At 68.1% G+C, this 11,752-nt stretch carries 9 protein-coding genes, 4 tRNA genes and 1 pseudogene; 9 read left to right on the forward strand and 5 right to left on the reverse strand.

All coding sequences use genetic code 11. The features are described from left to right. Positions 1–222: 222 nt before the first annotated feature. The 4 genes from NBRGI_RS33340 to NBRGI_RS33355 form a co-directional block, all read right to left on the reverse strand. Positions 223–296: transfer RNA gene (locus NBRGI_RS33340), tRNA-Phe, on the reverse strand. A 58-nt stretch (positions 297–354) separates the two neighbouring features. After that, positions 355–428: transfer RNA gene (locus NBRGI_RS33345), tRNA-Asp, on the reverse strand. 29 nt (positions 429–457) lie between these two features. After that, positions 458–530 (reverse strand) — tRNA-Glu (locus NBRGI_RS33350). 95 nt (positions 531–625) lie between these two features. Then, positions 626–1,291 carry a TetR/AcrR family transcriptional regulator gene (locus NBRGI_RS33355; RefSeq protein WP_029901157.1) on the reverse strand — a complete coding sequence of 222 codons (666 nt, stop codon included), beginning with the start codon at positions 1,289–1,291 and terminating at the stop codon, positions 626–628. Between the two features lie 861 nt (positions 1,292–2,152). Here NBRGI_RS33355 and NBRGI_RS33360 point away from each other — a divergent pair. The 4 genes from NBRGI_RS33360 to NBRGI_RS33375 all read left to right on the forward strand — a co-directional run bounded on the left by NBRGI_RS33360 (position 2,153) and on the right by NBRGI_RS33375 (position 5,627). Continuing rightward, positions 2,153–2,225: transfer RNA gene (locus NBRGI_RS33360), tRNA-Lys, on the forward strand. Positions 2,226–2,389: 164 nt separating this feature from the next. Beyond that, complete coding sequence (locus NBRGI_RS33365; RefSeq protein ID WP_029901158.1) at positions 2,390–2,980, forward strand: DUF937 domain-containing protein; 591 nt, start codon at positions 2,390–2,392, stop codon at positions 2,978–2,980. A gap of 282 nt (positions 2,981–3,262) precedes the next feature. After that, a complete protein-coding gene (locus NBRGI_RS33370; RefSeq protein ID WP_029901159.1) occupies positions 3,263–4,231 on the forward strand; it encodes an acyl-ACP desaturase in 969 nt (322 codons plus the stop codon). A gap of 529 nt (positions 4,232–4,760) precedes the next feature. Then, on the forward strand, positions 4,761–5,627 hold the full coding sequence (locus NBRGI_RS33375; protein ID WP_029901160.1) for an SDR family oxidoreductase: 867 nt from the start codon (positions 4,761–4,763) through the stop codon (positions 5,625–5,627). On the opposite strand, the gene NBRGI_RS33380 is transcribed toward NBRGI_RS33375, so the two are convergent. Next, complete coding sequence (locus NBRGI_RS33380; protein ID WP_051728225.1) at positions 5,590–6,708, reverse strand: AraC family transcriptional regulator; 1,119 nt, start codon at positions 6,706–6,708, stop codon at positions 5,590–5,592. The two genes, NBRGI_RS33375 and NBRGI_RS33380, sit on opposite strands and share 38 nt — an antisense overlap. A gap of 127 nt (positions 6,709–6,835) precedes the next feature. Here NBRGI_RS33380 and NBRGI_RS33385 point away from each other — a divergent pair, with 127 nt between their 5' ends. From NBRGI_RS33385 to NBRGI_RS45635, 5 genes and pseudogenes are all read left to right on the forward strand, one after another. Further along, positions 6,836–7,324: a MaoC/PaaZ C-terminal domain-containing protein gene (locus NBRGI_RS33385; protein ID WP_235211179.1), complete on the forward strand. Its 489-nt coding sequence runs from the start codon at positions 6,836–6,838 to the stop codon at positions 7,322–7,324. Continuing rightward, positions 7,321–8,520: a lipid-transfer protein gene (locus NBRGI_RS33390; RefSeq protein ID WP_029901163.1), complete on the forward strand. Its 1,200-nt coding sequence runs from the start codon at positions 7,321–7,323 to the stop codon at positions 8,518–8,520. Before NBRGI_RS33385 ends, NBRGI_RS33390 begins: the two co-directional genes overlap by 4 nt. 319 nt (positions 8,521–8,839) lie before the next feature. Next, positions 8,840–9,718 carry an SDR family oxidoreductase gene (locus tag NBRGI_RS33395; protein WP_029901164.1) on the forward strand — a complete coding sequence of 293 codons (879 nt, stop codon included), beginning with the start codon at positions 8,840–8,842 and terminating at the stop codon, positions 9,716–9,718. Between the two features lie 182 nt (positions 9,719–9,900). Then, complete coding sequence (gene dusB / locus NBRGI_RS33400) at positions 9,901–11,043, forward strand: tRNA dihydrouridine synthase DusB (RefSeq protein WP_029901165.1); 1,143 nt, start codon at positions 9,901–9,903, stop codon at positions 11,041–11,043. A gap of 241 nt (positions 11,044–11,284) precedes the next feature. Next, a pseudogene (locus NBRGI_RS45635) lies at positions 11,285–11,752 on the forward strand (LCP family protein); the annotation flags it as partial.

Here is an 11,752-nt window from a genome sequence, read left to right on the forward strand (position 1 = left end):
GATGCCGGACAGCGGGAGAAGTCTCCGGCAGGATCGAGTCCGGCTGCGGGAGGAAGTCCCGGCAACGGAAGGAAGTCCGGCAACGGGAGGAATGCCCAACTACGGAAGCCGGGGGTCCGGGGGCGGACGCCCCCGGGCGGGTGTGGGGTTGCACCCCACAAGATACGAACGAAACGAGCCCCACCCGCGCCTTCCGCGGGTAGGGCTCGCCTACGAGTGAAGTGGCCAGGGCCGGGATCGAACCGGCGACCTTCCGCTTTTCAGGCGGACGCTCGTACCAACTGAGCTACCTGGCCGCAGGCACCCGAGTTGAATGCCATACGCGAAACGCCGGATTGCTCCGGCGCTCACTTGCGACCCTGACGGGACTCGAACCCGCGACCTCCGCCGTGACAGGGCGGCGCGCTAACCAACTGCGCCACAGGGCCTTGCTGTGCTTCCAACGACCCGAAGACCGTACCCCCTACGGGATTCGAACCCGCGCTACCGCCTTGAAAGGGCGGCGTCCTAGGCCGCTAGACGAAGGGGGCTCGTCTCCGGATTTCTCCGGAACCGGCTTCAACGGCTGTCCGTTGGGAGCCCGGTTAGCTTATGACAGACCGGACTCGTTAACCAAACCGGCTGGTCAAAGCCCCAAACTGAGCTCTTCGAGGCGGGCTTGGGTGCGCCAGCCGTCGTTGTGGAACTTCTCGGCCCATTCGGGGGTGGCCATCGACTCGATGACCACCTCGAGCGCTTCCTCGAATCGGGTCCGCAGATCTATCCCGGTGCCGTGGGCGTCGACCAGGTAGCGCTGGCCGGCCAGAGCGGCGACGAGGGTGCGGGTGAACCGATCGGCGTCGGCGCCGGGCCGGAGTTGTCCTTGGTCGATGGCGCGGACGGCGAGCGCGCGGGTGGCGCGCCCGAGTATTCGCCCGCCACCGGACTGCACGTCCCGATAGAAGTCGGGTTCGATGATCAACCGGTATTCGGCCTGCACGATGATGTCGTGCTCGAGCCGCAATGCCATCTCGTCGATCATGCCGTGCAGGATGTCGAGGGGTCCGAGATCCGTTCGCGCGAGCCAACGCTCGGCCGAGGCGCGGTAGCGCTCGACCGCCGTCTCCAGGACGGCGCGCGCGAGATCTTCCTTGGAATCGAAATGGAAGTACATGGCGCCCTTGGTGGCACGCGACCCTTCCAATATGCGGTTGAGCGATGCAGCGGCATAGCCGCTCTTCCCGAACTCAACGGCGGCGGACCTGATAATCGCCGCACGTGTCCGGCGGGCCCGCTCTTGCTGCCGTGCCATGCTCGAAACGCCTCCGAAGCCTACTCGCCGCCAAACAGCCACCCCCAAAGGAACGGGCCCTTGGCGCGAAGTTATGAGTTTTATCAATACTTCAAACCGGGTTTTCGCCCAGTTTCAAACTTTCGGTACGAAAACTTGCGAAAAACCTGAAACACACCAGCTGGTATAGTTTTCCTGCCCGGGTGCGCTGCAGGGGGTGCGCACCCGGGCATTTCTTCGTCTCGGATCTGCCTCCTGCGGCGTCGTCTCCAGGGAAGCCACGATCGGCCGGACCGGTCGCGACAGATTCGGGCACATCAGCGATAAGTCGAATTCCGAATCCCCGAACAGGCCGGCGATTCTTCCGGAATTCATCAAGTTGTCACCGTACCCGGAAACCCCATCCGACACGCGGCAAACCGACGAGTCAGGTAACCAACTACTCAGGTTTACTGTTACAGCAAACATTGCGCAACCTGGAGCGGGGGCGCGCATGGGCGCCCAATTCGCCAGCGTCGCAGCAACGTTCACCCGCGTGGACCGGCCGGCCGGAACACCGGCGGGCACCCGCAGCCCACCCGCTCACCATCCGGGCCGGCCCCGACGGGCTCGGGGCATGCACCCCCGGCAAATCCAAAGACATTGCTAGCCAACATGATTGGATGGTAGCCAATTCCGGCCGCAATGAACAAAGTTGGGTGCCAAATGTTTACCGCCGAGATCGCCCGCCGAGCTCGGCGCGTTACTCGGCGCCGCAACAGCTCTCGGTGTCGGGTCCCCACTACTGTCCCGCGCGCGCGGTCGGGCGGCTTCGCGCACCCGCCACGCCCCCCGCTCCCCCATTTGGGCCATCCGCGCCGCGCCTACTACACTGCCCAGCGCGCCCCTATAGCTCAGTTGGTAGAGCTACGGACTTTTAATCCGCAGGTCGTAGGTTCGAGCCCTACTGGGGGCACACGTCGGGCGCCCGGTCACACCGGGCGCCCGCTCTCGTTTGGCGGACCCGTCGGCGGTGTGACCAACGCGCCCGGCGCGGATACACCACACTCGCCTCGAGGCTTCCCTTACTGTGAGCGCGACCCGGACAAACCCGGGTCGTCCCTCGACAAGGCGGAGCCGATGACTTCCTTCGATGATTTGCTCTCCCAGGTACCTATCGCCCAGATCGCCGAGAAGCTCGGCGTCGACCAGAACACCGCGACCGCGGCGGTCAGCGCGGCCCTGCCGACGCTGCTGGGCGGACTGCAGGCGAACGCGACCAAACCCGAAGGCGCGGCGTCCCTGGTCGACGCGCTGGACAACCACGGGGAACTCGTCGAGGGCGAGGGCACGGTCGACATCGACAAGGTCGACGTGAACGACGGCTCGAAGATCGTCGAGAACGTCTTCGGCACCGAGAAGAACACGGTGATCAGCGCGCTCGGCGCGACCGAGGGCACCGGCGGCAACGACCTGATCGCCAAGCTGATGCCGATTCTCGCCCCGATCGTGCTCGCCTACCTGGCCAAGCAGATGACCGGTGGCGGCGGTGCCGCCGCGCCGCAGCAGACCCAGTCAGGCAGTGGCGGCATCGGGGACATCCTCGGCGGCCTGCTCGGCGGCAGCGGTAAGAGCGGCGGCATCGGCGGCGCGATCGGCGAGGCGCTGGCCAAGAACGCCGGCGGCGCACTGGGCAATGTGCTCGGTGGCCTGTTCGGCGGAAAGCGCTGACCACTCGGCACATGCGCGACACGGCGGCGTGTGCGGTGCAGCACGCCGCGCTAACACCGGTCGGCCCGCGGCGATAATCCCCTCGCTGCGGGCCGACGCCATACACTCGGAGGTGGCCACCGAACGCCGACGACGGCGTATGACGTGCATCACGGGGCGTCAACAGGCATTCGGATGCGTTTCGCATCACACCTACGGTGCCGTAAGGTATGGCCGCACGGCATCGGTCTACCTTGGGGGGATGACCTGCACGACCGGACGCACAGACTGAAGGGTTCATACATGGCAAGGGATCTGACTCAACTCGAGCTTCTGACGGAGTTGGAGCCGGTTGCCGAAGAGAACGTCAACCGGCACCTCTCCCTGGCAAAGGAATGGCATCCGCACGACTACGTCCCGTGGGATGAAGGCCGCAATTTCGCCGCACTCGGGGGTATCGACTGGGATCCGGAGCAGTCCCGGCTCAACGAGGTCGCGAAGGCGGCCATGATCACCAATCTGCTGACCGAAGACAACCTTCCGTCGTACCACCGCGAGATCGCCGAGAACTTCTCGCAGGACGGCGCGTGGGGCACCTGGGTCGGTCGGTGGACCGCCGAGGAGAACCGGCACGGCATCGTGATGCGGGACTACCTGGTGGTCACCCGCGGCGTCGACCCGGTCGCGCTCGAAGAGGCGCGAATGATCCACATGACCAACGGCTTCGCCTCCCCCGCCGAAGCCGACGCGGGCTTCCTGCACTCGGTCGCGTACGTGACCTTCCAGGAACTGGCCACCCGGGTGAGCCACCGCAACACCGGCAAGGTCTGCGACGACCCGATCGCCGATCGCATGCTGCAGCGCGTCGCGGCCGACGAGAACCTGCACATGATCTTCTACCGCAACATGTGCGGCGCCGCCCTGGACCTGTCGCCGGATCAGGCGATCGAGGCGATCACGTTGATCCTGGAGAACTTCCAGATGCCCGGCGCCGGTATGCCGAACTTCCGCCGTAACGGCGTCCTGATGGCCAAGCACGGCATCTACGACCTGCGCCAGCACCTCGAAGAGGTGGTGCAGCCGGTGCTGAAGAAGTGGAACATCTTCGACCGCACCGACTTCACCGCGCGCGGCGAGGCGGTCCGCGAGCGGCTCGGCCTGTTCCTGGACAAGCTCGGCAAGGACGTGCTGAAGTTCGAGGAGCAGCGCGACCGCATGCTGGCCCGCGAGGCCGCGAAGGCCGAACGCCAGATGGCAAGCACCGCCAGCTGATCCAGCGCAACAGATCTCACGCCGCCGCCCGGAATCCGGGCGGCGGCGCGCTTTTGTCCGGCTAACTTCGCGCACCGCATTTATCGAGTTCGAAGGTTTATTGCGTCGAACATTCTCCGCGCGGCCTCGCCGACATTCCCCGCTGCGCACAAACCCGGTGGTTTCCGCGCGGCCCGCATTCGCGTTGGGACATTGCCCTGGTCAGAAACCCATGCGGTAGCACCCAGGCATCGTGGTGGTATTCGATGTGCCGCACCGGCCGACTAATCGACGGAAATGGCGGTCGCGCGCTCGCAATATTTCGGCAGGCGATTACCCCGACCGTCCGATGATTTCGCTCCCCGCCCAGCACCGGCACGGACTTGCGCGCGCCCGGCTCCGAGCACTGTTCGGCCGCACCGTGATCGGACGAATCCGCCGACCGGCAGGCCGGAAAGGCCGACACTGAGAACAGCGCGCCACACCTTCGCCCCGGGCGTGCGCAGGCCGGTGCGTGCTCGAACGTTCACGAAAGAGGAAGGCCGGGAACATGACCAGTGCACCGAAGGGCGAGGTCTCGCTCGCCGGAAAGGTCGTCGCGATCACCGGCGGCGCCCGCGGGATCGGCCGGGCCACCGCGGAAGCGTTTCTCGGCGCGGGTGCCGCGGTGGCGATCGGCGATATCGACGTGGAGCTGGTCGCCAAGACCGCGGCCGAACTCGGCGCCGATCCGGGCGCCACGATCGTGGGCCTGCCGTTGAACGTCACCGACCGCGAATCGTTCGCCGCATTCCTCGACGCGCTCGAAAAGGCACTCGGGCCGTTGGACGTGCTGGTCAACAACGCGGGCATCATGCCGACCGGATTGTTCGCCGACGAGGACGAGGCGATGACGGACCGGATCCTCGACATCAACCTGCGCGGCGTGATCCACGGATCCCGGCTGGCCACCCAGCGTTTCCTGGCCCGCGGCAGCGGCCACCTCATCAATATCGCGTCGCTGGCCGGGACCCAGGGCTTTCCCGGACTGGCCACCTACTGTGCGACCAAGCACGCGGTGGTGGGCTTCACCGCGGCGCTGCACCTGGAGATGAAGGAGCACGGCGTGCACGTCTCGGCGGTGCTGCCGGGCATCGTGCGCACCGAACTGTCCGCGGGCGCGAACATGCCGAACTGGATCGAGCCGATGACCACGGTGGATCCCGCCGATGTCGCGCAGGCGATCGTGCGCACGGTGGCGAAGGAGAAGCCGTTGGTGACGGTGCCGCGCAGGTTGGCCGCGATCATCAAGACCGCGCAATTGCTGCCCTATCGCGCCCAGCTGGTCGTCGCGCGAATCACCGGAGCGACAACGGCTTACGCGCAGCCCGACCCGGAGGTCAGGGAGCGCTACCACCGTCGGCTGCGCGATCAGTAGCGGGCGCCCGCCCGCGAGAACCGCTGTCCCGCAACCGTTCAGCGTTGGCGGCGGCGCCGCGGTAGGAACCGGGCGGGCTGCCGGTCCAGCGGCGGAACGCGCGCCGGAAAGCACTGGGTTCGGAGAAGCCGAGCCGAGCCGAGAGCGCCTCGACCGTCTCCTCACCCCGCACCAGACTGGCCACCGCGGCGTCACGCAGGATGTCCTCGCGGATCTGGGTGATCGAGGTGGCTTCCTCAGCGAGCTTGCGCCGCACCGTCTGTGGGCTCATGGCGAGCCGCTTGGCCACCTCGTCCGCGCTCGGCCAGCGCTCGCCCCCGATCCGGTCACCGCGCAGCCCGCGGGCGAGAATCCGGCGCACCTGCTCGGCCGGCGAACTGCCGTATTCGCGACGCGAGAGCACATCGGTGGGCGCGTTGCGGGTCCAGGCGATCAGCTCGTCCTCGGTGCGGGTGATCGGCGCCGCGAGCAGGTCACTGGCGAAGGTGAGCGCCGCGATGGGCGCGTCGAAAACGAGCGGAGCGTCGAAGACGAGCGCGTAGTCGTCCAGGTTGCGCGGCTGCGGATAGGGGAAATCGACCTGCCGCAACGGAACTCGGCGGCCGATCCCCCAGGCGATCGTCCGATGCACCCCGGCGAGCAGGAACGTGGTCAATAACTCGTTGCCCTCGGCCACCTCCTGGGTGTCGAGGGTGAAGCGGGTGTTCGCGTCAGCGGTGGTCATCGTCATCGGCGGCAGGCCGGGCAGCAGGCGCCGATATTCGAAGAACCGCTCGATCGCGGCCCCGAGGTCCGCGCAACCGATCAGTCCGAAGCCCACCAACCGGATCGATCCGCGCGGCAGCGGTGCCGGGCCGAGACCGAACAATTCGTCGTCGCTGATCCGCCAGAGTTCACGTACGGTCGCGGCCACCTGATCGACGGTCACACGGGCGCGATCCTGGGCGAGCAACTCCGGCGCCACCCCGACGCCGCCGAGCAATTGCTCGATGTCCACCCCCTGCCGGGTGGCAGTGGCGACGGCGGCCCGTACGAAGTCGATCGGCACCGTCCTGGCCGTCACCCACACCTCCTGCGTCACCGGTCGAAGCGAACCTACCAGCCCGGATGTGCTGAGCGCGGCGGTCACGGAACGCGCGCAGCAGGGTCATTCCGGCCGCGCGCCCGGGTTCCTAGCGTGGGTTGTCGAGCAACGACCAGGAGGCCGAATGCGGGGACAGCAGACCGACGGGACGGATTTCGACCTCGCGCGGCTCGGTAACTGGGGCGCGACCGACACCGTCGAGGTGACCCGCGAGCAGTTGCGCAACCGGGCACCGGACTGGACCGCGGCACAGACATTCGACGCCGACCAGACCTTCCGCCACGCCGAGGCGGCGGGCGATCCGATGCCGATTCACCTCGACGACGATTTCGCCAAGGCGGTGGGCCTGCCAGGCATCATCGTGCACGGCCTGTGCACCATCGCGTTCGTCTCGCACGCGCTGCTCACCCGGGTCGGCCCGGATACCCCGGCCCGGCTGAAAAGACCTGCGGTGCGGCTGAGTTCGCCCACTCGGCCCGGCCAGACCAGCACCACCTCGGCCTGGCCGGCCGGGCGCGGCCGCTACGTCTTCGAAACCCGCTCCGACCGCGGCAAGTTCGTCATCCAGGACGGACTCGCCGAATTCGCGCACACACAAGAGGAAACGACATGACAAGCAGAGTCTTCGTCATCGGTGTCGGCATGACGAAGTTCGAGAAGCCGGGCCGCCGCGAAGGGTGGGACTACCCGGCAATGGCACGGGAGGCGGGCGAGCACGCGCTCACGGATGCCGGCATTCGCTACGACCAGGTGGCCGAGGCGTACGTCGGCTACGTCTACGGCGACTCGACCAGCGGACAGCGCGCCATCTACGAGCTCGGGCTCACCGGGCTGCCGGTGGTCAACGTGAACAACAACTGCTCCACCGGTTCCTCTGCGCTCTTCTTGGCGGCCAAAGCGATTCGCGGCGGCGAGGCCGACTGCGCCATGGCGCTCGGCTTCGAGAAGATGCAATCGGGTTCGCTGGAGGCGGGTTTCACCGATCGGGAACAGCCGCTGCTCCGTCACATCGAGGCCCTGGCGCAGCTACGGGACTTCGCGATGCCGGTGGCGCCGTGGATGTTCGGTGCGGCCGGGGTAGAACACATGGAGCGATACGGCTCCACCCGAACGCATTTCGCGAAGATCGCTGAGAAGAACCACCGGCACTCCGCGAACAACCCGTACGCGCAGTTCCAGAACGTGTACACGCTCGACGAGATCACCGCGGCCAAGATGGTGTACGAGCCGCTCGGGCTGACCAGATTGCAGTGCTCGCCGACCTCCGACGGTTCCGGGGCGGCGGTGCTCGCGAGCGAACGCTTCGTCGACGAGCACGATCTCGGCGCTCGCGCGGTCGAGATCGTCGGGCAGGCCATGGTGACCGACCTCGAATCCAGCTTCGCCACGAAAACGGCACGGTCGCTGGTCGGCGTCGACATGACCGCCGCCGCGGCCCGAAAGGTGTACGCGCAGGCCGATATCGGGCCCGACGATCTCGACGTGATCGAGTTGCACGACTGCTTCTCCCCCAACGAGTTGCTCACCTATGAAGCGCTCGGCCTGTGTGGCGAGGGCGAGGGGCACAAGCTGGTCGACGCCGCGGACACGACCTACGGCGGGCGCTGGGTGGTCAATCCCTCGGGCGGGCTCATCTCCAAGGGACATCCGCTCGGTGCCACCGGACTCGCGCAATGCGCCGAACTCACCTGGCAGCTGCGCGGCGACGCGGCAGCCAGACAGGTCGCGGGCGCGAAAGTCGCTCTCGCGCACAATATCGGCCTCGGCCGGGCCGCCATCGTCACTGCCTACCGGCCTGCCGAGCGCTGAAACGACGTACCCAAATGGCACTTGCCAAGGTATCCAAGGGGTTTCCCGTCGCACCGGACCGGGTGTGGCCGGTGCTGACCGACCCGCACCGCTTCGAAGAGCGGCTGACGGTGCACACGAAGTGGAAAGAGCTGCCGCCCGCGCGGCTGTCTGCGGGCGCGACCATGACCGAGGTGCTTTCCATCATGGGGATGGCCAACACCATCACCCTCACTGTCGTCGACTACGACGCCCCACACCACGAAGTTCTCCGGCACCGGCATGGCGGGCCTCGCCGGCCTGCTCGCCTGACCGGATCACCCGCATCGAAAGGAACGACATGGGTTCGCTGGACGGACGCGTCGCGATCGTCACCGGCGCGGGCCGCGGCATCGGCCGCGCGCACGCGCTGCTGCTGGCCGCGCAAGGCGCCGCCGTCGTGGTCAACGACCTCGGCGGCAACAACGAGGGCATCGGCGCCGACGCCGGTCCCGCGCAACAGGTGGTCGACGAGATCGTCGCGGCGGGCGGTCGCGCCGTCGCCGACACCGCGAACATCGCCGACTGGGCGGGCGCGAAAGCCCTTGTGGACCACGCGATCAACGCCTTCGGCGGATTGCACGTCCTGGTAAACAACGCGGGCATCCTGCGCGACGCGTTCATCGCCGCGATGGACGAGACACAGTGGGACGCGGTGCTCGCGGTGCATCTGAAGGGGCACTTCGCGGTGCTGCACCACGCCGCCGCGTATTGGAAGGCGGAGTCGAAGGCGGGCCGGCCGGTCGCCGCATCCGTGATCAACACCGCCTCGGCCTCGGGCACCTTCATGCCGAACCCCGGCCAGGCCAACTACGGCGCGGCCAAGGCGGGCATCGCCGCGCTGACCCAGGTCGCCGCGCTCGAGCTGGAGCGATACGGCGTGCGCGCCAACGCGATCGCGCCCGTCGCCCGCACCCGGCTCACGCTGGCCACACCGGGCATGGGCGCGATGTTCGCCGAGGAGGTGCCGGCGGGCCAGTTCGATGCCTTTGCGCCGGAGAACATCTCACCCATCGTCGCCTATCTCGCCCAGGAGAAGTGCCCGATCACCGTCAAGGTCTTCGCGGTTCAGGGCGGTGCCATCTCGGTGCTCGCCGGCTGGACCGCCGCCGCGACCATCGAGACGAGCGGGCCGTGGGAACTCGCCGATCTGGCGGACCGGCTGCCGGATCTCGGCTGATCCCGCGTCCATGTCCGCCAGCGCAGCAGCCGGCGGGCGCGCACGACTGTGACATGCGGCACAACCGGCGTCGGCGCCCGCTCGTCACCGCCGGGCGCGGGCCCGCAGCAACCGACCCGAGCAGCGAAAACGACCCGACCAGGCCGCTCACGTGCGGAAATGAGACACTGGACGGCGTGACGATGACTACCGAGGCGACGAGTGCACTGCGGATCGGGCCGTATCCGGTCGATCCGGCGGTGGTGCTCGCGCCGATGGCGGGCATCACGAATCTGGCGTTCCGCAAGCTGTGCCGCGAATTCGGTAGCCCGACCTCGATCTATGTCTGCGAGATGATCACCGCCAGGGCGGTGGTCGAGCGCAACGAGAAGACGCTGGACATGATGTCCTTCGACGCGGACGAGTCGCCGCGCTCGATGCAGCTCTACGGTGTGGACCCGGCCACCCTCAGTGAGGCCGTGCGAATCATCGTCGGCGAGGGCTGGGCCGATCACATCGATATGAATTTCGGCTGCCCGGTGCCCAAGGTCACCCGGCTCGGCGGCGGCGCCGCGCTGCCGTACAAGCGCGCGCTGTTCAGCCGGATCGTGCAGGCCATGGTGCGCGCCGCCGAGCCGGCGGGCGTGCCGGTGACGGTGAAGTTCCGCATCGGCATCGACGACGAGCACCTGACCTACCTGGACGCCGGGCGGATCGCCGAGGCCGAGGGGGCGAAAGCGGTTGCACTGCACGCCAGGACCGCCGCACAGCGCTACTCCGGCCAGGCGGACTGGACGGCCATCGCCCGGCTGAAGGAAGCCGTCACCACGATTCCGGTGCTCGGCAACGGCGATATCTTCTCGGCCGCCGACGCCGTGCGCATGATGGACGAAACCGGCTGCGATGGTGTGGTAGTCGGTCGCGGCTGCCTCGGACGGCCCTGGTTGTTCGCGGAGCTGCAGGCCGCATTGCGCGGCGAGCCGCTGCCCGCGCCGCCGAACCTGGGCCGGGTCGGCGAGGTGCTGTACCGGCACGGTGCGCTGCTGTCGGAACACCTCGGCGAGGACAAAGCGATGCGCGACCTGCGCAAGCACATGGCCTGGTACCTGATGGGCTTCCCGGTGGGCGCCGACCTGCGCCGCGCCTTCGCCACCGTGTCGCGGCTCACCGAGCTGGAAGACCTTGTGGGCCAGCTCGATCCGACGGCCCCGTTCCCGAAGGACGCCGAGGGCCCGCGCGGTAGACAGGGTTCCCCCGGCAAAGTCGCGCTGCCGCACGGCTGGTTGGACGACCCGGCGGATCCCGCGGTCCCGCACGGCGCCGACGTGATGCACAGCGGTGGCTGAACCCGCCTGAACTGGGCGAGCAGACCGCGAGAGGCCACGCGCATCCCGCTGCGGACAAGCGAAGAGACACAACGGAAGTAGACAAAGACCGGCCGGTCGGGCTAAATCGTGATACTCTCGACGGGGAGCCTGTTTCGCACTCGGGTGGCCCGCTGTGGCGGAATCGTTATCATTGCGGAATCGGTCAAGCCGGTCGAGTACGGCCCGAGGCGGCGACGTAGACGAAAAGCGAGGTTCGTTGGTGGGTGACGATCGGCACGGGCGTTCGCCACGGCCCGGAGATCGCGCCCCGTGGGAGCGCTATCCCACGGCGGATGACACCGAACGCGACGGTTCGCGGACCGCGCGGCGATCCCGGCATACCGACGCCTCCGCCGATCCCGGCGCTGCCCCGCTCACCGTGCAGGATCTGGTCGAGAAGGTCGACAACGAACGCACCGGCCGCCGGCGGCGACCCGCGCAGGCCCCCGCAGCGCCGAGTCCCGACAACCGGCGCACCCCACCCGCGGACCCGACCGTGCAACGCCAGGCCGAACCGCCCCGGCGTCCGGCCGAACCGCAACGCCGCCAGGAGCCGCCGCGTTCGCCGGACACCACCGGCCGCAGACAGGTGGTGGCTCCCCCGCCCAACCGCCGACCGGCCGAACCGCCGCCGCGCCGCCCCGCCGAGCCGCCCACCCGGCGCGCCGACGCGCCGCCGCGCACCGGC

This window comes from Nocardia brasiliensis IFM 10847, assembly GCF_000710915.1.
Lineage (GTDB): Bacteria > Actinomycetota > Actinomycetes > Mycobacteriales > Mycobacteriaceae > Nocardia > Nocardia brasiliensis_A.